This is a genomic window from Paraburkholderia sp. J67, assembly GCF_905220265.1.
Lineage (GTDB): Bacteria > Pseudomonadota > Gammaproteobacteria > Burkholderiales > Burkholderiaceae > Paraburkholderia.
On sequence record NZ_CAJMZK010000033.1, the window covers coordinates 69,859 to 94,439 of the forward strand.

The following is a 24,581-nucleotide window of genomic DNA, read 5'->3' on the forward strand; positions in this document are numbered from 1 at the left end:
TTCTCCGCGGATTTCCGGAAAAAGGGGCTTTCCGCCCCACAATTCCACGACTTGATTGCCTGCACGGCTGCCCAGCTTGTGCGATCATTGCGCCCAAAGTCGGCCATCGAGGCCGCGGAAACGTTCTCAACATATGATTGCGCCCCAAATGGGGCGCCTACGTTTTTCAGGAACCGCGTGCGGGATGCCGCCGGGTAACGGGAAACAGAGGAGTATTTGCAGCATGGGTGTGCCAATTTCACAAGCCTGGACGGTCGCTACCTACGTCCTGAAACAGAAGCTGATGCGTCGCCGCCGCTATCCGCTCGTCCTCATGCTTGAGCCGCTCATGCGCTGTAACCTGGCATGTGCCGGTTGCGGAAAGATTCAATATCCGGCGCACGTCCTGAAGTCCGAGCTCACGCCCGAGCAATGCTTCAAGGCGGTCGAGGAATGCGGCACGCCGATGGTCGCGATTCCGGGCGGCGAGCCGCTGCTGCATCCGCAGATGCCGGAGATCGTCGCCGGTCTCGTCGCGCGCAAGAAGTATGTTTACATGTGCACTAACGCGCTGCTGCTCGCGAAGAACCTGCACAAGTTCACGCCGAGCAAGTATCTGTCGTTCTCCGTGCACGTCGACGGCCAGCGCGAACACCACGATTTCGCGGTCTGCCGTGAAGGCGGCTACGACATCGCCATGGAAGGCGTGCGCGCAGCGGTTGCAGCGGGTTTCCGCGTGACGACCAACACCACCCTGTTCGACGGCGCAGATCCGAACAGCGTGCGTCTGCACTTCGACGAAATGATGGAAGCGGGCGTCGAAAGCATGATGGTGTCGCCGGGCTATACCTACGACAAGGCACCCGACCAGAAGCACTTCCTGGGCCGCGAACGTTCGAAGAAACTGTTCCGCTCGATCCTGTCGAACCGGAAGAAGAGCTGGCGCTTCAACGCGTCGCCGATCTTCATGGAATTCCTGATGGGCAAGAAGGACCTCACCTGCACGCCGTGGGGCATGCCCACGTACAGCATCTTCGGCTGGCAAAAGCCCTGCTATCTGCTTCAGGATGGCTACGCCGACAGCTTCGACGAGCTGATGGAAAGCGTGAAGTGGTCCGAGTACGGCACCGAAAGCGGCAATCCGAAGTGCTCGAACTGCATGGTGCACTCGGGGTATGAAGCGAGCGGCGTGAACTACACGTTCGGCTCGTTCAAGGGCATGTTCCAGACCGTCAAGGCGATGCTGTTCGACCGCTATGACGATCGCGAAGCCAACGAGATCCTCAAGGGCTGGAAGAAGACCTCGCACGAGATGCCGATCACCTTCATGCCGAAGGCCGAGCGCAAGGACGCCGCGAAGATCGAAGCGGCTCCGGTCGCCGCTGTCGCGCCGGAAGAGTCGAACACGGCCGCTGGCACGGAACACGAGAAGCTCGAAGGCTGGGCACCGGTGCTGAACACCGAAGCCGAAGTTCGCGAGGCGATGGAAAAGGCCTTCGACTATCGTGGCGACGTCACGATCACCCGTAAGGACGGCTCGACCGTCGCGGGTTATCTGTACGACCGTCAATACGCGGCGGCCTTCAAGGATTGCTTCGTCCGGATCATTCCGACCGGCAAGAAGGACAAGGAAGTGATCCCGTACGCGCAGATCGGTTCGATCGAATTCACCGGCAAGGATACGGCTGCCGGCAAGACCTTCGAAAACTGGGTCAAGCGCTACTGGGAAAAGAAGGCGGCGGGCGAACAGAACATCCAGATCGAGCCTGAAGTGCTGGATTGATTCACTTGCAATCCGCGTAGTGCATAAAAAAACCGGGGCCTGGCGCCCCGGTTTTTTATTGGCATCGCGTTACGCCATGCTCTGGCGCATGGTCCGATGCATCACGCCTCGACGTCTTCGAGGCTGAAGATTTCCGACTGGTCGTTATACGAGAAGATCTCGCCATAGCGGCCCCAGTCGATCACCGTATCGAGCGTCTGTTCCGCCGCCACGTCCGAGAGGAAGTCTTCGAGTTCCTGTTCGAAACGCACGCGCGGCGCGCGATGGCCCGGACGTTCGTTGAGCACCTTCTTGATCCGCGCCGCGAGCGGCACGTTGCGCAGCAGGTGATCGGCAAACATCAGCTTGCGCGCCTGCGTGCCCATCTCCGCGAACACGCGCGCGGGAGGCGTGAGCAGCAGGTCGCCGTCGCGCACGTCGGCGAAACCGAGCTGTTGCAGCATTTCCGCGATCGGGAACAGATCGTCCACTTCCAGGTGCAGCGAGCGCGCGATTTCCGGCATATCGGCGCGACCATGGTAGGGCGCGGCCGCCAGCGTTTCGATCAGGCCGGCCATCAGGTTGGTCGACACATCCGGCAGACGGCTGCCCACTTCCAGACGGCGCGACGAGGTTTCCGCCGCATCGCGCGCGGTCATCTTCGCGTAGATCTCGTCCACGAGCTTGCGGAACGCGGGGTCGAGGCGATTACGCGGATGCTTGAACGGCACCTTGATTTCCGCGACCACGCGGCCCGGATTCGACGACAGCACCAGAATGCGGTCGCACATGAACACCGCTTCCTCGATGTTGTGCGTGACGATCAGCATCGACTTGATCGGCATGCGGCCTTGCGTCCACAGGTCGAGCAGGTCGGTACGCAGCGTTTCCGCCGTGAGCACGTCGAGCGCCGAGAACGGTTCGTCCATCAGCATGAGCATCGGATCGACCACGAGCGCGCGCGCGAAGCCGACGCGCTGGCGCATGCCGCCCGAAAGCTCACGCGGATAGGCGTTTTCGAAGCCGTCCAGACCGATCAGGTCGATGGCGGCCAGCGCGCGCTCGCGGCGCTCGCGCGCGGCTACGCCCTGCGCTTCGAGGCCCGCTTCCACGTTCTGCAGCACCGTGAGCCACGGGAACAGCGCGAAGGTCTGGAACACCATCGAGACGCCCTCGGCCGGGCCGTCGAGCGGCTTGCCGCGCCAGTTCACTTCGCCCGAGCTTGCCTCGATGAGACCCGAGATGATGCGCAGCAGCGTGGACTTACCCGAGCCCGAACGGCCCAGCAGCCCGACGATTTCGCCTTCGCGCAGCGAGAGATTGACGTCGTCGAGCACGAGGCGCTCGTCGTCCTTCTTCGCGAAGCCGCGCGACATGTGCTTGACCGAGAGCACTTCTTCACCGAGCGTGGGACGCACCGGCAGCAGGTCGGATGAGACGATTTTCGGATTCAGCATGATGTTTTACTCCATCTCAATCGAGCCGCAGCCGGGATTCGGCATAGGTGTACAGCGGACGCCAGAGCACGCGGTTGAACAGCGTGACGAACAGGGACATCATCGCGATGCCCACGATGATCTTCGGGAAGTCGCCAGCGGCGGTCATCTGCGCGATGTACGCGCCCAGGCCGTGCGCGGCAACCTTCGTGTCGCCCCACTGCACGAATTCGGACACGATGCTCGCATTCCATGCGCCGCCCGAGGCCGTGATCGCGCCCGTGACGTAGTACGGGAAGATGCCCGGCAGCATCGCCTGACGCCACCATTGCCAGCCGCGGATGTGGAAGTTCTTCGCCGCTTCCTTGTAGTCGTTCGGATAGGCGCTCGCGCCCGCGATCACGTTGAAGAGGATGTACCACTGCGTGCCGAGCACGATCAGCGGCGAGAGCCAGATGTCCGGGTTCAGGTGGAATCGCACGATGACGATCACGAACACCGGGAACAGCAGGTTGGCCGGGAATGCGGCGAGGAACTGCGCGAGCGGCTGGAATTTTTCGGCGAGCGCGGGGCGCAGGCCGATCAGTACGCCCAGTGGCACCCAGATCACCGACGCGATCGCGATCAGCAGCACCACGCGCAGGAGCGTGATGAGACCGAGCACGAACACGTGCCCCACTTCGTCGAGCGTCACGCCGGTGCGCACATAAGCGACCACGTGCCAGACCACGAACACCGTGAGCGCGATCACGCCGATGGCCCAGACGATGTCGCCGATGCGCGAGCGCTTGCTGCGCGTGGTGCTCATCACCGGCATGGCCTTCGGCAGTTGCACGCGGATCGGAATGCGCGCGAGCGTGGCGAGCATGAAGCCCATCGGCACGAGCAGGCGGTGAATCAGGCGCGTGCGGCGGATCAGGTCGAGCAGCCACGATTCGGGCGCGTCGCCGGAACTGGTGTTTTCCATGCGGAACTTGTCGGCCCAGGCGACCAGCGGGCGGAACAGCAACTGGTCGTAGGCGAGAATCACCACCGTCATCGCCAGGATCACCCAGCCGATCGCGTGCAGGTTCTTTTCGGTGATGGCCTGGGCCAGATACGCACCGATGCCCGGCAGCGTGATCGTGTTGTTGCCCACCGTGATCGCTTCGGAGGCCACCACGAAGAACCAGCCGCCCGACATCGACATCATCATGTTCCAGATGAGGCCCGGCATCGAGAACGGCACTTCCAGCTTCCAGAAGCGCTGCCAGCCGGTCAGGTGGAAGCCCTTCGACACTTCGTCCAGATCGCGCGGCACCGTGCGCAGCGACTGGTAGAAGCTGAAGGTCATGTTCCACGCCTGGCTCGTGAAGATCGCGAAGATCGCCGCGAGTTCAGCCCCCAGCACGCGCGAGGGGAACAGCGCGAGGAAGAACGTGACCGTGAACGAGATGTAGCCCAGCACCGGCACCGACTGAAGGATGTCGAGGATCGGCACGAGCACGAGGCCCGCACGGCGGCTCTTGGCCGCGAGCGTGCCGTAGCCCAGCGTGAAGATCAGCGAGGCCACCATCGCCGCCAGCATGCGCAGCGTCGTGCGCAGGGCGTATTCGGGCAGGTTCGCCGGGTCGAGCGAGATCGCCTGCGTCTTGAGCGTCGAGATCGGCGCCATGGTTTCGTGGAAACCGACGGCTGCCATCGCGATCAGGCAGATGATGAGCGGGAACGCGACAAAGTCCCAGCGGTTGGGCAGCACGCGCCACGCCGAAGCGTTGGCCGTGCGGTTCAGGTTGAATCTGAACTCCATTAGCGGCCTCCCTGGGCAAAAGCGTGCGCGACGCCGCTTGCGCGCGGTGCGCGGCAGATCGTTCGCAGTGAGCGGTTGTACTGATTCATGTCTTGAAGCACCAGCGTTCTGGGTGAAACGCGGCCCTCGCGCCTTGCCTGGCTCGCCTTGACGGCGGCACGGGCGGCGTTGCGAGGCGCGGGACCGTTCTCTCGTCTGACTCGTGAAACTCCGTCAGCCCCGCTCGCCCCGGAACACCCGGGCGCGCAGGTCAAGCCAGCGCGCGGCGAGTCTCGAAGGACGGCAAGGCAGCGTGGCCGGCGCGCGCTGGCGGGCGCCGATCACATCGGGATGCAGGGTGTGCTGCGTTTGCGGCAGCTGCGGCAGAAGAAGGCCGAAGTTCATGCTGAATCTCCTCGCGTCTCGCCATGCGGCAGACGCCTTGGCGAGGAAAGTCAGCAGACCCGGCGGCACGCGCCCGGGTTGGATTCGGCGCGCAACGACGGCTTACGTCTGCCGGCTTTCCTCAGGGAACATCGAAAGGAAGCGGCATAACGGATAACTGTCACTGTCGGACATCGGAACTCCTTATCGTCACAGCGGCGTGCAAGGCGAGCCAGACGGCGTGGCCCCGCGCGACGCGAGTGGCGGTTCGCGCATCGGTTCGGCAGGCGGCCGGCGGAATCTGGGAAACCGGCGGGCACGATCGGAACCATGAACGGACCGTGCCGCGAGCGCAAAGTCGCTCACGGCGCGATATCGGCCCAGCGCTCACGCAATGTGCGGCGGCGCGGGATCGACGCTAATTAGAGTGCACGAGGATTTACTGCTAGACGCGCACCATCTGCCTGGCTGGCAAGACGGCGGCTGAAAGAAAAGGGAGCGCGGACGTCCTGCCGGTCAGGCAGCGAAACTATTCGAAGATCGACAACTGCTACTGTCCAAGGCGTCAGCCCCTTTTGTTAAGACGGGCGAATTTTAGTCACGCACACTGCCTGAAGTCAACACGATTCGCGCCGCGCGTCAAATCCCGTGCCAATGCCGCCACAGCGCCGCCGGACGGCGCATCGGCCACATCGCTATCGGTCGATCCTGAACGCTGCGCTGGGCATTGCCGCGCTCGGGGCCATATCAGCGAATAGCATCCCGATTGTTGCGCAAAACGTGTACCTGACGGGGGCGTCGCTCAGGCGCGCTTGCGCGCCGCCTGGCGCGTATCGCCCGCGCGGACGCGCTCCAGCCGCTCGCTCGCGTCAGTCAGCACCCAGAGCGGTGCGCTCTGCAACTGCTGGTCATACACGGCGATCACGGCCTTGATCGCGTCGAACTGCGCGTCGTCGAGGCGCCATTCGCCCGTTGCGCCGCCGAGCGAGAAGCACGCGAGGATCGCTTCGTCGGCGGGGCCGACCAGCTCGGGCGTCAGCACGCCGTAACCGGCTTCTGCGCTCGCCTGGGCGAGCCAATGGGCGTGCAGGATCGCCTGCGCGTCGTGCTGGGAGCCGCCCGCGTGCAACGCGGCCAGCGCCAGATGCACCTGCAACGCGAGTTCATCCGAACTCGCTCGCGGCATCGGCAGCAAATCGCCCTTGGCCCGGTGCCGGCGGGCGCGGGCGGCCTGGATATGCTGCGGGAAGGGGATCGTCTTGGCCATATCGCACAAAGGTATCGGTTCAGGTGCAATAACGGCACGCTTCGCCCAAGGTTGAGCGCCGTCGCGCGATGGCGTTGTAACGATTAGTGACAGAAGACGCCGGCGAGGCTTGAGCGGCGGGCATCGCCGGACGTCTGGGCGCGAGGTTGGGCGGGATCAGCGGGCGTCGTCGGGGGCGCGGCGCGCGGCCATGAAGGCTTCGATGTGGCGGATGGCCGCCTCGCACTGATCGAGTGACAGATGGTGGATCGAGGGATTCGGCAAGTCGAAGCCCAGTTCCTCGGCGAGCCAGCGCAGCGCCCGGCCGCGCGCCTCGAATACGTTGACCTTGTCGCGCCGCACCTTGGCGGCAACCAGAGGCTCGAGTGCGTCGTGCAGGCGGCTTTTAGCCTCGCGCAGCGCGCCATTGGCCAGGCGCCCGAGCGGCACGTTACGCGTGCTGCGCGCCGGCACGCCGATCCAGGCCTCGCAGGGCGTGCAGACCCAGAGCGGGCCGTGATCGTCGCGATAGGGATAGGCTTCGTCGCCAAAACGGGCGAGCAGCGCCTTCGCGCCGCAATAGTCGCACAGCGGTTGCGGCAGCGCCTTGACGGGGCGGCCTACGCGCATGCGGGGCTCCTGTGGGGGAAGTTCGTCGGTTGCATCGGGGTGTTATCGGTTCGTGTAAAGGGCGAGTCGCGGCGCGGAATCACCGCGCGCGTCTCGTCCGCGAAAGCATAGCGGCAAATGGCGCGCTTGAGCCCCTTCGCCACGCTCTGCCCGAGCGCCCAGTCAACCGTCTCAGCCCGCGCCCGCCGTGGCGTGCGCTTCCTCGCGCTCGAGCGAGCGCGTGTCGCGCAGCGCGGGAAAGAGGCGCATCCAGAGCAGCGCCACGCAGATCGTCGCCACGCCGCCCACCAGAACGGCGGGCTGTGCACCCCACCATCCCGCGGTCAGGCCCGATTCGAATTCGCCCAACTGATTCGAGGTGCCGATGAAAAGCGAATTGACGGCGCTCACGCGCCCGAGCGTTTCACTGGGCGTGCGCAGCTGCACAAGCGAGCTGCGCACCACCACGCTCACCACGTCCGAAGCGCCCAGCACGGCCAGCGCAATCAGCGAGAGCACGATGTTGTGCGAAAGCCCGAACGCGATGGTCGCCAGGCCAAACACGATCACGCCGCCGAACATCGCGAGGCCGGGCCGGCGACGCAGCGGGAAATGCGCGAGCCAGATCGTGCCCGAAAGCGCGCCCACGGCCGAAGCCGAGCGCAGCAGGCCGAGCGCCAGCGGTCCCGCGTGGAGGATGTCACGCGCGAACACCGGCAGCAGCGCGGTCGCACCGCCGAACAGCACCGCGAACAGATCGAGCGACAGCGCGCCAAGGATCACCGGCTGCGAGCGAATGAAGGCAATGCCCGAGAACACCGACTCCAGCGTGACGGGCGCCCGCGAGGCCGGCTTCGTTTTTAGCGGGATGGTCGAGGACAGCACCGCCGCAATCGCGAACGAGCACGTACAGGCCAGATACGCCGCCCCCGCGCCCACGCCATAGAGCAGACCGCCGAGCGCTGGGCCGAGGATCTGCGCGGTCTGGGTCGCCGAGGTCGACCAGGCGGTGGCGTTGGGCAACTGTGCACGCGGCACCACACCGGGCAGCAGCGACGAGATGGCGGGCGATTCGAACGCGCGGGCCGCGCCCACGCAAGCCGCCAGCACATAGATGATCGGCGCGCTCAGCCAGCCGCCGAAGGTGCCGCACGCGAAGGTCAGCGCGGCGGCGCACTCGATGGTCTGACACACGGCGGCGATGCGCCGCCGGTCGTAGCGGTCGGCGACGTGGCCCACGACGAGCGTGAGCAGGAACATCGGCAGGAACTGCGCGAGCCCGACGAGGCCCAGCGCGAACGCGCTTTTCGTGAGCGCATAGATGTGCCAGCCCATAGCGACGGCAAGCATCTGGAACGACAGCGAGGCAAGCACGCGGGCGCCCCAGAAACGCTGGAAACCGCGATTGCGTACGAGACTGCCCGACGCAGCGCCGGAGTCGGATGAGGGTGTGTTCATTGGACGACGAGGGAAGCCGGGGCGCGCGGTCGGCAGGCGCGGCGGCGCGTGGGTCGGCTGGTGTGGGTCGGCGATTGTTTGGCGATTAATCGGCGATGAAAGCTGACAATTTTAATGCAACGTTCATGTGGCGGGTGCGGCAGCACCGGACGGCCCAGATTGCACCGTGTTACGGCCCGGTCGAGCCCGCCGCCGCTCGTCACCGATATATCCATTAGAATATAACGAGTCCGGCGCCCGAGCGGTGCGCCGTTTGAGTCCACGGTCTGCGAAAGGTGGGTAAGTGAGCAGTCGGCCCTTGATGATGAATGCCGCCGTCACGGCGATCTCGGTCACGCCGGTGCGCGCGAACGCTCCGGCCGACGCCCCGCCGGCGACGATCACGACGCTACGCCCCGCGTCCGGGCACGAGCGGGCGGAGCGCATCCGCGATGTCGTCGATGCGTTCCGGCGACTGCGCGAGAGCATCGAGCGCTTCAACCGTATGTTCGCGACGCGCGCAGGCGAGGAGCCCGCGCGTGCCGAGGCCGGCACCTCGTTGCAGCCGCTTCTGGGCGCGCTCGCGCGTCGTCTGGACAAGGCCGATTTCGCGCGGCGGCGCGAGCTAAAACGCGCGATCCGCGATGCGCGCCTGCTCGACAAGACCCGCGACGCGCTCTTTTCCGACGCTTTCTGCCTCGACATCGAAGCGATGCGCAAGACCGTGGCGGAACTGGAGCGGCTTGATACGGCATTCGTCAGCCTGTGCGTCGAGCACGTGCTGGCCCAGCACATGCACGGTTCGCAGGGCTTGCAGGGCACACCCGCCCATCGGGACGCCGCCTGATTTGCCCGGCCCGGCACCCTGCCGGACCACGTTATATTCCGTGATATATTGCGCTGTCGGTATGCCGCCTGTACGCATCGCCGGCCCGCGCTCCTAACCGGACAGAGGTCACCATGCACGCACCGCCGTTCCGCCTCGCCCGCCCTTCGGGCGCCGCGACGCCGGACGAGGCGCCGCATCTGCGCGCCTTCGCTCCCGCCGCCGACTGCTGCGGCCCATCGCAGGTCGAACTGGACCGCTCACGGCGCCGCACCCGGCTCGCCGACCTCGACGCCCATCTGCACTGCTCGATCATCGGCACCTGTTTGTCCACGCATGAACTGCGCAAGCTCGTGCCCAAATTCGCGCCGCTCGACGGCCAGCGTGCGAGCGATCTCGACATCCATCACAGCGCAGTCGAACTGGCGATCCAGGGTGGTGCGGGCGGCAAGGCGTTGCAAAAGGCGCTCGACACGCGCTATGCGGGTGCGCTGCGGCGCTTCTCCGCCGCGCACGACGCCGAGGCCGTGCTGGCGCTCTGGAACGAAGCGCGCGCGAGCGGCGACATTCCGCCCGCCTACTGGGCGCTGATGTCCCACCCGGCGACCACGATGGAAGTGCGCCAGGCCGCCTTCGGCGATCTACACATGCTCTCGCATCTCGTGGGTGCGGCGAACCGCGCCGACCTTCGCCGCCTCGTCGTCCTCGAAGAAGACAATGCGGCGCTGCAAGCCCGGATCGAGCGCCAGCAGACGCGCCTGCACGAGATGAGCCGCGAGCGCGACGACGCCCGCGCGGCGCTCGACGAACACACAGCGCGCGCGCACGCACAGCGCGAGATACAAGATGAATCGGCACTCCACGCGCAGATCGCTTCGTTGCGTGAGGCCTTGGCCGCCCGCGATGCGCGGCTCGCGCTCGAAACCAGCCGCCGCGAAGCGGCCGAATTGCGCGCCACCGCCGACGAAAACGCGCTGCGCACCGTGCGCACGCAACTGGACGAGGCACGCGCGCTGATCGACGCACTACGCGCGGAAGCGCACGCGATGGAAACCGCCGCTCAACCCGACGACGATGAGAACACGTCGCGCGCCCTGCCGCGGGAAGCCCTCAAGGGTCAGCGCATCGTCTATGTAGGTGGACGGCCGGGCTCGAATCACGCTCTGCGGCGCTGGGTGGCCACCGCGGGCGGCGAACTGACGGTGCACGACGGCGGCATCGAGGACCGCAAGGGACTGCTGGCGGCCGCGCTCGCGGGCGCCGACATGGCGGTGTTTCCGGTCGATTGCATCGACCACGATTCGATGAATATGCTTAAGCGCGTCTGCGAGCGGCATCAGGTGAGCTATCACCCACTGCGCACGGCGAGCCTCGCGAGCTTTGTCGAGTTGATGCTCAGGCTGCACACGAGCGCGGTGCCTGCACTGACACCCGTGCCGGTTTCGCGCTTCTGCCTGCGCCACGGCTGAGGCACCGCCAGCGCGTGTGCGGTACGCGCTGGTGCGCGCTCAACCCTTCACGAGTCGGGTCAGCGCGTCGATTTCCGGCGCGCAGGCCGCGGCCGCGCGCGCCTCGATGCCGCGATAGAGGCGAATGATTTCCTCGCCAACCGGCGTGAGCGTGCTGCCGCCGCCGCTCTGCCCGCCGTGCTCGGACACCGTGGCCGGCGACTCGAGCGCGCGGTTCAGTTCATCCATCAACAGCCATGCCCGCCGATACGACATGTTGAGGCTGCGCGCCGCCGCCGAAATCGAGCCGTGATCGCGCACGGCCTCCAGCAGCGAGACCTTGCCGGGGCCAAGCGCGACGGTGCCGTCCTGGATGATGCGCATGCGAAAACGTACATCGGGCTCGCGACGCGTCGACGGGCCGACTGTGGCCTCGGACTGTTCAGGCGTTGGCGGATTCGTGTTCACGTCTGAAGCCGGGTTGGGGACGGCGGTTTTCCGTGCCCGGGCGGGCGCGGATGGGCGATCTTTGGCGGATGCGGTCATGGGCGCAAGCATACACGATGGATTTCGCGCGACCCGTGCCTGACAGGACGTCAGGCGGGATATCAGGCGCGCGGCGCAGCAGGCTGAGTAGCCGGAAAACAGAAGCCGAAATCTTCGCAGCCAGGGCAACCTGGCGCCGGTCCTGGCGTGCCGCCATGTGCGAGCGCCAACTCACGCGCGAGCAGCTTTTTCCAGCGCAGGTTGTCGGTGTTGCGCGCGACCACTTGCGGGAAAAAACGCGTGAGCATCTGCGTGACGTCATCGCGACCGGACAAGCCGAGATCGCGCCACAGATGATCGGGACGCAGGCACGCATGCGCGAGGATCGTGGCAAGACAAAGCGCGTCGGCGGCATGAACTTCGGGCGCGGCCAGGCCGACCAGGAAATCGCGCATGGCCACGGCGAAGGCCGCGTGCGCGTCGTCCAGCAGCGCGAGTTCCTGAGCCGGTTGCGGCGTGAGCGCGTCTGCCGCGAAATGCCGTTCGGCCAGCGCGGCCAGCGCGCTCGCCGATAAACCCAGCAACGCCCGTTCGCCACGCACTTCTCGCGCCGCCACGAGGCGGGCGAACAACCACGCATCGGCCGAACGCGCGCCGCCGGGCATGCCTGTCAGGCGGTCGCGGCAGGCCACCGCGAGGCGCTCGAAGTCGGGCAACGAGTCAGGCATGTGGCTCGCCGTGACGTGCGCGCGAGAGCAAGGCGAACGCCTTACGCGTCCACGCCGATGATCACGCTCGACGCCTTGAACAGCGCCGAAGCCGCCTTGCCTGCCGCGAGGCCGAGACGGTCCACGCTGTCGTTCGTGACGATGGCCGCGATCTGCGCGCCGCCCGGCGCGGCGATCACGACTTCGGCGTTCACCGCACCCTTCGTCACCGACGCCACGCTGCCCGCGATGACGTTGCGCGTGGACACTTTGCTCGCGTCGCCATCGACCATCAGGATCACCGACGATGCCTTGACCAGTGCGAAGGCGGGCTTGCCTGCCGCAAGGCCGAGCGATGCGGCGCTGCCGTGCGTGATGATGGCGACGATCTCGAGCCCGCCTTCGGCGTGCAGCGTGACTTCGTCGTTGACGGCGCCGGCCTTGACCGAAGCGATCTGACCGGTGAAATGATTGCGGGCGCTGGTACGCATGATGGTCTCCTTAAAGTTCAGGGGCCCAGTGTAGTCGCGTGCCTCCATCACGCACAGGTGTTATCGCGAAGATTGGCCATTCGGATAAGCACATTGTCGCGTCAGGACGTCGTAATATATGCACCTTTATAACGGTACGGGGTAGAACAGATGATCCGCAAGATGATCGCATCGGTCGTGGTGATGTCGGGCGTGCTGGCCGCCAGTTCGAGCGCATTCGCCGCAGATGACAACGATGTGAACGTGCTCTACGCAGGTTCGCTCGTGAATCTCATGGAAAAGAGCGTCGGCCCCGCGTTTGAAAAGGAAACGGGCCTGCATTTCAAGGGCTACGCCGCGGGTTCGAACAAGATCGCCAATGAAGTAAAGGGCAAGCTGCGCCGTGGCGACGTGTTCATCAGCGCGAGTCCGAAAGTCAACGCGAGCCTGATGGGCGAAGCCAATGGCAATCATGTTTCGTGGTACGTGAATTTCGCCGAATCGCCGCTCTTGATCGGCTACAACCCGAAGAGCCGTTTCGCGAACGACTTCAAGACGAAGAAGTGGGATCAAGTGCTTCAGGAGCAGGGCATTCGCATCGGCCGCACGGACCCGAAGCTCGATCCGAAGGGCGCCTTCACCGTCGAACTCATGACGAAGGCGGCGCAGGCGTATAACCAGCCAGATCTCGTCGAGAAGACGCTGGGCACGCCGGACAATCCCGAGCAGGTGCTGCCGGAAGAAACCCTCGTGGGCCGTCTGCAATCGGGTCAGCTCGACGCAGGCTTCTTCTACTCGACCGAAACCTCGGACCTGAAGATTCCGTCGATCCATCCCGCGCCCGAACTGAAGATCAAGGCGAACTACACGCTGACGATTCTCAACGATGCGCAGAACAACGCGGGCGCCACGCGCTTCGTCAACTTCCTGCTCTCGGCGGAAGGCCGCAAGCTGCTCGCCGAACATGGCGTCGATGTGACGAAGCCCACGGTCAACGGCAATGGCCAGGCGATCCCGCCTTCGGTGCAGGCTGTGATCGACGCTGCGCAGCAATGAACCTGACGCTGTCATGACGCAACCCGCGCAGCGCGCCGCAAGGCCGCTCTGGTGGCTGGGCGCGCTGCTCGCGGTCTATCTGTGCGCGCCCTTTCTCGCCAGCATTCCGCAGATCGGCCAGGCGGACTGGGCCAACGTCGACTGGCACGCCACGTGGTCGGCGGTCGGGGTGTCGGCGGGCAGCGCGAGCGTCGCGGCGCTCCTGATCCTCGTGGGCGGCGTGCCGCTCGGCTACTGGCTTGCGCGTTCGAGCGCGCGCGGCGTCGCCTTGCTGGGCTTCGTCGTGCAATTGCCGCTCGCATTGCCGCCCCTCACGAGCGGCATCCTGCTGCTCTTCCTGCTTGGGCCGTATAGTCCGCTCGGCCTGCTGTTCAACGGCGCGCTCACCGATTCCTTCACCGGCATCGTGCTGGCCGAAACCTTCGTGGCCGCGCCGTTTCTGATCGTTGCGGCGCGTTCGGCGTTCGCCGCCGTCGATCCGGTCTACGACGACGTCGCTGCCACGCTCGGCCATCATGCCGCCAGCCGTTTTTTCCGCGTCACGCTGCCGATCGCCTGGCCCGCCATCCGCGCCGGGCTCGCGCTCGCCTGGCTGCGCGCCTTCGGCGAGTTCGGCGCGACGGTGATGGTCGCGTATCACCCGTACTCACTGCCGGTCTACACCTATGTGGTGTTCGGCGGCCAGGGGCTGCCCGCGATGATGCCGCTGTTGCTGCCTACGCTCGCCATTGCGATCGTCTGCGCGGTGCTCTCGGTGTATACGCGCGGCGCGCGCGCAACGCTGGCGGTGAGTGTCGATAACGGTGACGACCTCACCGCCATCACGCCCGCCGCCGCCGCGCACGACGTCGCCGACCTGCGGCTCGCATTCGCGACCAAGCGGCGCCTTGGCGCCTTCACGCTCGACGTCGCCTGGCAGCCGCGCACGCGGCGGCTCGCGATCATCGGGCCGTCGGGGTCCGGCAAGTCGCTCGCGCTGCGCATCATCGCGGGTCTGGAGGCGAACGACGCGGGCGCCGTGACGCTCGGCGCGACCGATCTGGGCGTACTGCCGCCCGAGCGTCGCCAGATCGGCTATATGCCGCAGGACTACGGCCTCTTTCCGCACATGACGGTGGCGCAGCAACTGGCGTTTCCGGTCGACGCCGACGCCGCCAGCGCGCGCTACTGGCTCGCGCATCTGGGCCTCGACACGCTCACGCAGCGCCTGCCGCGTCAGCTCTCGTTCGGCCAGCGCCAGCGCGTTGCGCTCGCGCGCGCGCTCACTCGCCATAGCCAGTTGCTGCTCTTCGACGAGCCGTTCGCAGCGCTCGACACGCCGCGCCGCCGACGCCTCCAGCAATCGCTGCGCGCGCTCCAGCGCGAAATCGCCGCGGTGACCGTGATCGTCACGCACGATCCCGACGAAGCCGCCCTGCTCGCGGACGAAGTGCTCGTGATCGAGCATGGCCGAACGCTCCAGGCCGGTCCCGTCGATGCGGTGTTCGGGCAACCGGCTTCGCTGCGTGTGGCCGAATTGCTCGGCCTGCATAACATCGGCGAGGGGGTCGTGCGGGCTCTGGGCGAGATCGAAACGGCGAGCGGTTTGCGGCTACCTCGCCCGGCCGTATCCGCCAGCGTGGCGATCCCCGAAGGTTCGCGCGTCATGTGGCGAGTCGCGCCGCGCGCGCTGCGTGCGACGCCCAACGGTCGCTGGGAAGGACGCATCGCCGGTACGTCGCTGCGTCATGGCGACCGCTACGTGACCATCGAACTGGCCGGCGAGCTGTTCGATATCCCCGCCGACGACGCCGCGTTTTCGCAAGACGCCGCGCACGCGCTGCGCTTCGAGATCGACGCGGGCGGCGTAACGGCATGGACGGCCGAGGCATCCTGAAAAGACTCACCTTTAAACGCGCGGCGGCACGGCCATGCCGCCGCCGCCGGGCAATCGAGGCCCTGTTTCAAGGCATTTCGCCACGTTCGCCATGATCGGTTAGCGTCGCCAGGCATTTCGGCGCACCACTCCCGAATAAGCTCACCCCAAGGCTTTTTGAGCGGCTCCGGGCGCACGTCCGGAGAAAACGATTCGCATCGTTTAACCTGGCACTACCAGGAAATTTTCCTGGTAAATTGCCCTGAATCAGGGAGTTTTTGGCAGGTGCCGCCAGATTTTACCCGCCGGTGCGGTGAACCATCGACGTTCCGGCTCCCTCACCACACGGCAGTCTTGCCCGCCATCCGCGCCATCTCCCGAAAAGCCTCACCTGACGCGTGCCACGTTATCGCTGTGCCAAGGCTAGCAATCGTTTCGCATGACCTGGGACTCCCAGGAAATTTTTGGCCTTTATTTAGGGGGAAATTGCGCGATTGCTTGCGCCGCCTCGCGCTTCGAGTGAGCGATGTGCGATCGCCCATCTTCACCTCACGATTCGCAGAGCCGATTAAACAAGCTCCCGAATACTCTCACCCTTGCGGCGCCGGTGAACCTTGCGCACTCAAATCACGAAGCGGCTATCCGCGTCCAGCACCGTCGGCAACGGCACGAGATCCGCGCGCGCGAAGCGCACCAGCGAGAACGCCCGCACGCCCAGCGGGCTAGCCGGAATACGCGCGAGCGGAAAGACAATCGGCGCACCGCCATCGGCTTGAGCGTGCTCTAACACGACGTTCATCGGGCTGAGCGTCACCTGCCGCATCTCCACGTTCGCGTGCTGCGCCGGATGCCCGAGCACATCGCAGATCACCGCCAGTTCGTGCTCGATCGCCTCCGTCTTGAGGCCGAGCGCCGCCAGCGCCTGTTCGTTCGCGGCGATTTCCGTCTCCAGTTGCGCGAGCTCCGCCGCATTCGCAAGCGCACGTTCGCCCACCATGTGCTGTGTGCCCGCGCACTGGCGCGTGAGCAACTGGCGGCGCGTACGCAGGAGCGCCCGTTCCTCTTCGAGCGCGCCGCGGCGCGACTCGTCCGCGGCAATCTGCGCAAGGCCTTCCAGCGCGATCTGCTCGACCACGCGTTGCACGATCTGCTCGCGCAGGTCCGGTTCGGATTCGCCGCAGACGCGGACCTGATGGTCGTCAAAGCTCAGCGTAGTCTGGGCGACATCGCTGTGCACCTGGTCGCCATGCTGCTCGACGCCAAAGCCGCGGCGCTCGTTCATCGCCATGCCCAGCACCGCCCACGTTTCCCGCGCGAGCGGATGTTGGTCGAACCACGCATGCAACTCGGGCGAGCGGCTCAGCACGTGCGCAATTTCGTCGGGCGCAGCAAAGAACGCGTGGATGTAAGGATCGGCGAGCCAGTTCGCGGCACTTGCCTCGCGTGCGGGCGGCAGGCGATCGACCAACGCGCGGATATAGCTCTGCGATTGCGCGAGCGCGGGCACGAGCCGCTCGCGATACCCACGCGCGAGTTTGAGCGACGGGCTAAGCACCGTCAGCCGTTCGACTAGCGCGCGCGTCTGCGCGGTTTCCTGGACCGGCGTCGCGCGTTTGCGCGGCCATAAGCGGTCGAATAATCCCATCGGGCGACTCCGTAGCGCCGCGCGGGCAGGCATTGGCCTGCGCGGATCGCGGATCACTATACCGTTTCCAATAATGAACCCGATGTCAGGATGGCGTTTCCATGATCTCCCGAAAATACTCACCTTTTGATTTCAAGCCAGACGCTTTGGTTTAAAAAATTCGCGAAGCAACTTGTCGTTAATCGCGAACTAGCCTATTGCTGGCTTATTAACGTGAATATGGCCTCCCGCAGACACTCACCTTTGCCATTTCACATGACATTTGAGGTTTACCGGCCGGATTTCCGGCCTGATTGCGCTCTCGCGCATTCGCCCCCCGGAAAGCCTCACCTTTGCATCACGCGCGACACCCAAATCGATCCTGTATTTCCTCACCGTCAATCCCACCAGGCCCAGTAAAAAGAATCGATAACTCCGAATTAATTCATTCGGATACCCAATCAAATTGACGAGCATAAAAACCTCCGCCCTTCTTCAGCGCACTTTGCCGCTGCACCGATTGCCCCAGGGTTTGCCTCAATCCTTTCAGTACGCCGTTGTCCGAAAGATTTATACGCAACGAGCATAGCGATAGCCGGGCATATCGATTGCTCCGGCGGCCGCGCGTGCGTGGCGGATACATCGGGACAAACCCCTGTTGCGGCAGCCCGAAACCGTGACGGCGCAAGCGATACGGCCCGCCCGCCAGGTTTTAGAGTGATTCGTTCAATTGACAGCGCCCAATGTCATCATCCAATCTTCAGCGCATAAATTATTACGAGACAGGGAGGGCTGACATATGTTGGAAAGCATTGTCCGCTGCGTCGCGCTGGCCGCAGCCGCAACGCCGTTTCTAGTTGCATGCGGTGGAGGCAAGGCGAGCGATCCAGGCGCCGTCAGTCCGGCGCAATGCTCGGGATCGACCTGCACGAACCAGGGCGCGCCGACGAGCCAACCGGCGGCCACAGCGCTCTGTCCGGCCGCCGCCGACATCGCCGCCAATACGTATCTGGGCGGCGCCGGCAGCGGCGAGGTGGTGAGCCTGAAGATCGATCCCACCAAGATGACCTACTCGCTGACGTTCCTTGCGTCGCCGATCCCGGTCAACTCGTCATCGCTGCAGACCACGCGCACGGGTCTCACGGTCACGGGCGCGGTCCAGCATCCGCCCACCGGCGCGCTGCCCACCGCCGCCCAGATCACCTGTGCGTTCCAGCTCCAGCAAGGCACCGGCACGATCAACGGCAGCACCTACACCACGGCCTACAACGCCAACAATCCGCCAACCGTGTACGTCGGCTTCGGCGTGGCGGGCGGCGGCATTCCGGGCGCAACCATCGATTTCAGCGGCGACGGGCTCGCCACAACGCTCTTCCCGTCCGTGAAGGCGCGCTCGTTCGACTTCTATCCGTTCATCGGCTTTTCTACGGTGAGCACGAGCATCGCCGATCTCAAGGGCTCGTATAACGCGCTGCTCTATCACATCCTGCCGTCGAACAACTTCACGCCTGCCGCCGAAGTCACGCAGGAGCAGTACGACGCCAGCGGCAATTGCAGCGTGCCAACCGGCGCGACCAACACGAGTTGCGCGACGGCCGCCAGCGCCTGGAGCGCGGATTCGGGCGGGAGCTTTTTCGACAGCGCCAACGCGCCCCAGATCGAAACGCCCACGTCCATCCTGGCTGGCCTGGGAAATCTGGTGGTCCAGCGCAACGGCGCGACATCGCATCTGATCATCGGCAAGCTCAATAACGTGATCGTGCCGATCGTCGTGCGCACGGGCTATGTCAACGAGACCCTCACGAATGCTCACGTGGACGACGAGTCGGGCATCGCAATGATGGCGCCCGCGACCACGCTCAAGTCGGGGGCGATCGACGGCAGCTACATCGGTGCGGACTCGAACTTCACCTATACGGCCACGCTCATCAACGGCCAGAGCGGTGGCTTCCTCAAGCCCTCGACGATGACAACGCAAAGCACGTTCACGCTCGATTACACGCAGACGCAACCGGGCCTGATCAGCGCGATCGACAACAACAGCAACAAGGGCAACGTCATCTCGGTCGGCGGCATCTACGGCGTCTTCATCAACGGCGAGGAGAACGGCGGCGTCACGTCGACGTCGGCGAACAGCGTCACGACCAACACGCCTTACTTCGGTGTGGGTGCGCTGATCCAGCCACAGTGACGATTGATTCGCATATCGAATCAATCTGCAGGACAGCAAAGAATCAGAAGCACGCAGTAAGCCAGAACGGGGCGCCACGACAGGGAGCTGGCGCCCCGCCTACAAGAATGAATCTGGAGATGCGGTATGCAATCGAAGCAATTCGCGAAACGCCTCGCGACGCTTGGCGTCGGCGCGCCGCTGATGCTCACGCTGGGCGCGTGCGGCGGCGGCGGAAACAGCAGCCCGCCGCTGGTCGAGACGGCACTCTGCCCCACCACGATCGACTACAGCACGGTCTACACAGGCGGCGGCGGTGACGGCGAACTCGTCAAGCTGCAGATCGACACCACCAAAAAGACCTGGCAGGTCACCTACGTCGAATCGCCGATTCCCGCGACCACGGGCACCGTGACGCCCACGCGCAAGGGCCAGGTGGTCTCGGGCACGATCACGCAAGAAACGGCCTTGCCCACGGCCAAGCTCAATCAGTGCGCGTTCCAGCTGAACGGCGCGAGCCTCGATTCGAGCCGGCCGGCGCGCGTGTTCATCGGCTTTGGCGTGGCGGGCGGCACGATTCCGGGCGCGGAGATCCAGTTTGCGGGTTCGGGCGGTATCGGCGTGGTGCCGGACACCAAATTCCCGTATTACCCGTTCATTGGCTTTTCGACGCTCGAAACCAATATCGCCAACGTGGCGGGCACCTATAACCAGCTCGGCTATCACCAGGTGCCGTCGCAGAACTTCCTGCCCGCCGCCGTGGACGCAAAGATCACCATCAACGCCGACGGCAGTTGGCAGGAATGCGACAACTCGGGCGTGAATGCCGGCAAGTGCCAGCAGCCCGGCACCAACCTCACGCAATCGAGCGACGGCAGCGGGGCATTCGAAACCGACAACTTCCAGGGGCAGGTCAAGCCCACGCTCGTGACGGGCAAGAACGCCGCCAAGGGCTTCATGATCGTCGGCAAGCTGCGTAACCAGCTCGTGCCGGTGCTCGTGCGCACGGGCGTGGCGTATCCGCAGGTCGGCGTCGATCCACAGAGCGGCGCGACCGGCCCGGTCGCCGACGACGAGTCGGGCATCTCGGTGCTCGCGCCGCAAACGGCCGTCGCGCAGGGCTCGCAGGACGGCGAATACATCGGCGTCGACAGCCAGTTCGATTACCGCACGCTCGCGCTGTCCGGCACCCAGGGCACGCTGCTCGATCCGTTCAACGCGTCGCAGGCTTCGCTGGCCACGGCGCTCGATCTCAACTTCGCGCAGAGCGTGCCGGGCATCGTGACGACCACGCACGTGAACGCTTCGACGGGCACGACACCGACCGGCAAGATGATCTTTACGGGCGGCGTGTTCGGCTTCCTCGATTTGACGAATGCGTCCTCGCCGTACTTCACGGCCGGCGCTTTCGTGCAGTAACGCATCTGCGCGCGCTTTGATGCGCGCAGTTGTGCACTTATGCAGCGATCGACGAGGGACACGCTGCCCATGAGGTGACCGCTCTTCGGCTGTGCGCGCGATACCCCGCTTTTCCATCGCGCAAGCAGTCGAGCCGCAAGGCGCACGCAGGACCGGCCGTTCACGAGACGGCCGCCGCGCGCAGGCAGGCCACCCGAACCTGAGAGGAACAGGGAGGAATGATGAGACGTACTGTGAAGGCGGCTGCCGCGGTGGCGGTGGCCGCCGGTGTTTCGACGGCCGCTCATGCCCAGCATGCGGGCGACAACGTAGCCGTGCTCGGCTGGTTTCACGTCCAGCCCCTGCAATCGAGCACGCCGCTCACGACGACCGTTGCGCCCACACCGATCAACACGCCGTTGCGTTTGCCGAATTCGTTCACGTCGCCGGGCACCGGCTTGTCGACCAGCAAGGCGGACACGGTCGGCCTGGTCTTCACGCACTTTCTGACCGATCACATCGCGATATCGTCGGTGGCGGGCGTGCCGCCCACCTTCAAGCTCTACGGTCACGGCACCATCAAGCCACCGGGACCGGCGGGCGCGCTCGGCAGCCAGAATCTGGGCGATCCGTCCACCAATCCCATTGTCACGAGCGTGCGGCAATGGAGCCCGGCATTGATCTTTCAGTACTACTTCCGGGATGCCGATGCGAAATTCCGCCCCTATGTAGGTGTCGGCGTATCGTACAACTGGTTCTCGTCGATCCAGCTCAATCCGAATTTCGTGAAGGCCACGCAGGACGATCTGGGCTCGGTGCTGGCCGCGGGCGCGGGCAAGCCGGGGCCAACGCAGGTGAGCGCGAAGGCGTCGTCGTCATGGCAGCCGGTGTTCAACATCGGCGCCGAATACAACATCACGACGCACCTCGGCATCGTGGCGTCGCTCACGTACATTCCGCTGAAGACCACGTCGTCCGTGATCGTGAAGGCCGCCGACGGCACCGAGCTCGCCGTGAGCCGCGCCGAACTGAAGGCCGATCCGCTCATTTCGTACCTCGGCATGTCGTACAGGTTCTGAGGCGCGTGCGCCCGCGTCGTGCGCGGCGTGCGTGCTTGCGCACGTTGACGCGGCACGCTGTCTCGCGCTCGCGCGACGGCTCGCGCTAAAATCGGCGCATGCCGAAATCGCCCAAGCCCACTGAGACTGAACTCGCGCCCGAGCGCGCCACCGACAGCGAATACACCGTCGATGAACTCGCACGCGTGGCGAATACGACGGTGCGCAACGTGCGCGCGTATCAGGACCGCGAACTGCTCATGCCGCCCGACAAACGCGGCCGCGTGGGCATCTACAACGATTCGCACGTCGCGCGCCTCAAGCTGATCAATCACCTGCTCGCGCGCGGCTATACGCTCTCGAACATCCAGGATCTCATCAAGGCCATCGACGACGGCGGCGATCTGCGCTCGATCCTGGGCCTCGAAAACGCGATTGGCGGCCCGTGGTCGCATGCGCGGCCCAAGACCTATTCGCTCCCCGAACTGATCAAGCTGTTCGGCCCGCAGGCGCCCAGCAACCTCTCGCGCCTGGCCGATTTTGGCCTGCTCGAACGCAAGGGTCTCTCGTTCGTCGCCCGCAATCCCGCCATGCTCGATGCCGCCGCCGCGACGGTGCGCGAAGGCATTCCGGCGCGCGAACTGCTCGACGTGCTCGAAGCGGCGCGCCCGCATTTCGACGCCATCGCGCGCGTGCTCGTGGAAATGGTCGTGCGCCATCTGGACCGCTACGACGCGGGCGCGCTGCCGCCCGCGACCGACATGCCCGCGCTCGTGGACGCCATCTGGCGGCTGCGCCCGCTCTCCACCGTGTTCGTGGAGAACGAGATCCTGCGCGCGCTCGAAGAACAGTCGGGCGAGTATCTGGGCGGCCGCGTGGCGACCATCCTCGACCAGAAACTGGGCCGCCGCGCCGCCGCTGACGCGGAAGTTGTCGAAGCGCCGCCGCCCGCTGCTGCCACTGAGAAAGCCCCTCGCGCGACCAAAAAGGCCGCCGGCAAGAAGCGCTGATAACGCAACGCGTCATGCCCCGAGCGGCCCTTGACGTAGCGGGCCAACCTTGCGGCCCCGTTTTTTCTTCCTGATTTCCCCCTCCCCGCCAGCCTGCCTTTTGCCTGAAACCCAGACCAGGCGGGCGTTTGCGCGCATTCTCACGATCCTCGCGCAATTCCTGGAATGCTCACTCTAGCCCCTTGCGCGCAGGCGTCTCTCGCACTATGTTTACATCATTCAATGTAACAGTTAATAATGAACCATAGGGAGACGCTCCGGATGAACGCATCCACCCGGTCTTTCGATCCGGCGGCCGAGGGCCGCTTTCGCCAGTCAGGCGAGTCTGCCGAGCCGGTCGGCATCGCCATCATCGGCACCGGCTTCGCCGGGCTTGGCATGGCGATCCGCCTGCGGCAGCGTGGTCATACCGATTTCGCCGTATTCGAGAAGGCCGGCTCGGTGGGCGGCACCTGGCGCGACAACCATTACCCCGGCTGCGCCTGTGATGTGCAATCGCACGTCTATTCGTTCTCCTTCGCGCCCAACCCGCGCTGGACGCGCATGTTCGCTCCCCAGCCGGAAATCCGCGCCTATCTGAATCGTTGCGTGGACAAGTTCCGCCTCTCGCCGTGGCTTCATTTCGATCACGAACTGACCCGCGCGCAATGGGACGATGTTGCACAGTGCTGGCGCCTCGCCTTCGCCAACGGGCGGTGTCTGTCCGCACGCGTGCTTGTCTCCGGAATGGGCGGGCTCTCGCGCGCCGCATTGCCCGCGATTCCCGGCGTCGAAACGTTCCAGGGCAAAGCATTCCATTCCCAACAGTGGGATCACGGTTATGCGCTCGAAGGCAAGCGCGTGGCCGTAATCGGCACTGGCGCGAGCGCGATCCAGTTCGTGCCGAAGATTGCCCCGCAAGTCGACAAGCTCGCGCTGTTCCAGCGCACACCACCGTGGATCATGCCCAAGCCCGACCGCGCGCTCTCGAAGTTCGAGCAATGGATGTTCCGCGCGCTGCCGTTCACGCAGAAGATCGCGCGCACCGGGCTCTACTGGATGCTGGAGTCGCGTGTGCTGGGTTTCGCGGTCCACCCTTCGCTGATGAAGAACGTCCAGAAACTCGCGCTGCGTCATATTCGTCATCAGGTGAACGATCCCGCGCTGCGCGAAGCAGTCACGCCCGACTACACGATCGGCTGCAAACGTGTGCTGATCTCGAACGACTATTACCCTGCGCTCACGCGCGCGAATGTGAATGTGGTGACGAACGCGATCGCGCGCATCGACGCAAAAGGCGTCGTCACCGCCGACGGTCGTCATCACGAAGTCGACTGCCTGATCTACGGCACCGGCTTTCAGGTCGCCGATCCGTTTCCGCCGGGCGCGATTCTCGGGCGCGGCGGTGTGGATATCGTCGATACGTGGCGCAATGGTGCACACGCTTACCTCGGCACGAGCTTGCCTGGTTATCCGAACTTTTTCATGATCGTTGGCCCGAATACCGGGCTCGGCCACAACTCGATGGTGTTCATGATCGAGTCGCAGATCGAATACATCCTGGGAGCGCTCGACGCAATGAAGAAGGATCGCGCCGACGCCATCGAAGTGCGCCCACAGGTTGAAGCGCGTTACAACGAGCGCATCCAGCAGAAGCTGAGCCGCGCGATCTGGTCGGTGGGCGGCTGCAAGAGCTGGTATCTCGATCCGCGCAGCGGCAAGAACACCACGCTGTGGCCGGGCTTCACGTGGCGCTTTCGCCGGGCCACGGCGCATTTCTCGATGGCCGACTATCAGGTGTTCCGCGCGCCTCATCGTGAGGATGCCGAATTGCCACTCAGCGTGGCCACGCAAACGACCGAGGCCGCCTGAG

20 protein-coding genes are annotated in these 24,581 nt (G+C 65.1%); 10 read left to right on the top strand and 10 right to left on the bottom strand.

What is annotated here, in order from left to right:
- Window positions 1-223: 223 nt before the first annotated feature.
- Window positions 224-1,762 (top strand): adenosyl-hopene transferase HpnH, encoded by a 1,539-nt coding sequence (gene hpnH / locus U5782_RS35875; RefSeq protein ID WP_322048593.1) that lies wholly within the window; start codon window positions 224-226, stop codon window positions 1,760-1,762.
- 101 nt (window positions 1,763-1,863) lie between these two features.
- On the opposite strand, the gene U5782_RS35880 is transcribed toward hpnH, so the two are convergent.
- From U5782_RS35880 to U5782_RS35905, 6 genes are all read right to left on the bottom strand, one after another.
- The gene (locus U5782_RS35880) at window positions 1,864-3,198 is read right to left on the bottom strand and encodes a nitrate/sulfonate/bicarbonate ABC transporter ATP-binding protein (RefSeq protein ID WP_322048594.1); all 1,335 of its coding nucleotides are present in this window, start codon (window positions 3,196-3,198) and stop codon (window positions 1,864-1,866) included.
- 16 nt (window positions 3,199-3,214) lie between these two features.
- On the bottom strand, window positions 3,215-4,966 hold the full coding sequence (locus U5782_RS35885) for an ABC transporter permease subunit (RefSeq protein ID WP_322048595.1): 1,752 nt from the start codon (window positions 4,964-4,966) through the stop codon (window positions 3,215-3,217).
- 213 nt (window positions 4,967-5,179) lie between these two features.
- On the bottom strand, window positions 5,180-5,350 hold the full coding sequence (locus U5782_RS35890) for a hypothetical protein (protein ID WP_322048596.1): 171 nt from the start codon (window positions 5,348-5,350) through the stop codon (window positions 5,180-5,182).
- A 781-nt stretch (window positions 5,351-6,131) separates the two neighbouring features.
- Entirely contained in the window at window positions 6,132-6,596 is a 465-nt protein-coding gene (locus U5782_RS35895; RefSeq protein WP_322048597.1) for a hypothetical protein, read from the bottom strand.
- A 156-nt stretch (window positions 6,597-6,752) separates the two neighbouring features.
- Window positions 6,753-7,205: a zinc-finger-containing protein gene (locus tag U5782_RS35900; RefSeq protein WP_322048598.1), complete on the bottom strand. Its 453-nt coding sequence runs from the start codon at window positions 7,203-7,205 to the stop codon at window positions 6,753-6,755.
- Between the two features lie 171 nt (window positions 7,206-7,376).
- Window positions 7,377-8,642, bottom strand: a complete 1,266-nt coding sequence (locus tag U5782_RS35905) for an MFS transporter (RefSeq protein ID WP_322048599.1) — start codon at window positions 8,640-8,642, stop codon at window positions 7,377-7,379.
- A 283-nt stretch (window positions 8,643-8,925) separates the two neighbouring features.
- Between U5782_RS35905 and U5782_RS35910 the strand changes: the two genes are divergently transcribed.
- Window positions 8,926-9,468: a hypothetical protein gene (locus U5782_RS35910; RefSeq protein ID WP_322048600.1), complete on the top strand. Its 543-nt coding sequence runs from the start codon at window positions 8,926-8,928 to the stop codon at window positions 9,466-9,468.
- 113 nt (window positions 9,469-9,581) lie between these two features.
- On the top strand, window positions 9,582-10,916 hold the full coding sequence (locus U5782_RS35915; protein ID WP_322048601.1) for a DUF2325 domain-containing protein: 1,335 nt from the start codon (window positions 9,582-9,584) through the stop codon (window positions 10,914-10,916).
- Between the two features lie 39 nt (window positions 10,917-10,955).
- Here U5782_RS35915 and U5782_RS35920 read toward each other — a convergent pair whose 3' ends face one another.
- The 3 genes from U5782_RS35920 to U5782_RS35930 form a co-directional block, all read right to left on the bottom strand.
- Complete coding sequence (locus tag U5782_RS35920; RefSeq protein WP_322048622.1) at window positions 10,956-11,279, bottom strand: winged helix-turn-helix domain-containing protein; 324 nt, start codon at window positions 11,277-11,279, stop codon at window positions 10,956-10,958.
- A gap of 224 nt (window positions 11,280-11,503) precedes the next feature.
- Window positions 11,504-12,109 carry a nitrogen fixation protein NifQ gene (locus tag U5782_RS35925; RefSeq protein ID WP_322048602.1) on the bottom strand — a complete coding sequence of 202 codons (606 nt, stop codon included), beginning with the start codon at window positions 12,107-12,109 and terminating at the stop codon, window positions 11,504-11,506.
- A 41-nt stretch (window positions 12,110-12,150) separates the two neighbouring features.
- Window positions 12,151-12,579, bottom strand: a complete 429-nt coding sequence (locus U5782_RS35930) for a TOBE domain-containing protein (RefSeq protein WP_322048603.1) — start codon at window positions 12,577-12,579, stop codon at window positions 12,151-12,153.
- A gap of 150 nt (window positions 12,580-12,729) precedes the next feature.
- Here U5782_RS35930 and U5782_RS35935 point away from each other — a divergent pair, with 150 nt between their 5' ends.
- Entirely contained in the window at window positions 12,730-13,614 is an 885-nt protein-coding gene (locus tag U5782_RS35935; protein WP_322048604.1) for an extracellular solute-binding protein, read from the top strand.
- A gap of 13 nt (window positions 13,615-13,627) precedes the next feature.
- Window positions 13,628-15,490, top strand: coding sequence for an ATP-binding cassette domain-containing protein (locus U5782_RS35940; protein WP_322048605.1), 1,863 nt, complete (start codon window positions 13,628-13,630; stop codon window positions 15,488-15,490).
- 601 nt (window positions 15,491-16,091) lie between these two features.
- Here U5782_RS35940 and U5782_RS35945 read toward each other — a convergent pair.
- Entirely contained in the window at window positions 16,092-17,114 is a 1,023-nt protein-coding gene (locus tag U5782_RS35945) for a hypothetical protein (protein ID WP_322048606.1), read from the bottom strand.
- Window positions 17,115-17,892: 778 nt separating this feature from the next.
- Between U5782_RS35945 and U5782_RS35950 the strand changes: the two genes are divergently transcribed.
- The 5 genes from U5782_RS35950 to U5782_RS35970 all read left to right on the top strand — a co-directional run bounded on the left by U5782_RS35950 (window position 17,893) and on the right by U5782_RS35970 (window position 24,580).
- Entirely contained in the window at window positions 17,893-19,284 is a 1,392-nt protein-coding gene (locus U5782_RS35950) for a DUF2957 domain-containing protein (RefSeq protein WP_322048607.1), read from the top strand.
- Between the two features lie 183 nt (window positions 19,285-19,467).
- On the top strand, window positions 19,468-20,682 hold the full coding sequence (locus U5782_RS35955; RefSeq protein ID WP_322048623.1) for a DUF2957 domain-containing protein: 1,215 nt from the start codon (window positions 19,468-19,470) through the stop codon (window positions 20,680-20,682).
- Window positions 20,683-20,900: 218 nt separating this feature from the next.
- Window positions 20,901-21,740: an OmpW/AlkL family protein gene (locus U5782_RS35960; protein ID WP_415914466.1), complete on the top strand. Its 840-nt coding sequence runs from the start codon at window positions 20,901-20,903 to the stop codon at window positions 21,738-21,740.
- A 98-nt stretch (window positions 21,741-21,838) separates the two neighbouring features.
- Complete coding sequence (locus U5782_RS35965) at window positions 21,839-22,729, top strand: MerR family transcriptional regulator (protein ID WP_322048608.1); 891 nt, start codon at window positions 21,839-21,841, stop codon at window positions 22,727-22,729.
- A 261-nt stretch (window positions 22,730-22,990) separates the two neighbouring features.
- Window positions 22,991-24,580 (top strand): NAD(P)/FAD-dependent oxidoreductase, encoded by a 1,590-nt coding sequence (locus U5782_RS35970; protein ID WP_322048609.1) that lies wholly within the window; start codon window positions 22,991-22,993, stop codon window positions 24,578-24,580.
- Window position 24,581 lies beyond the last annotated feature (1 nt).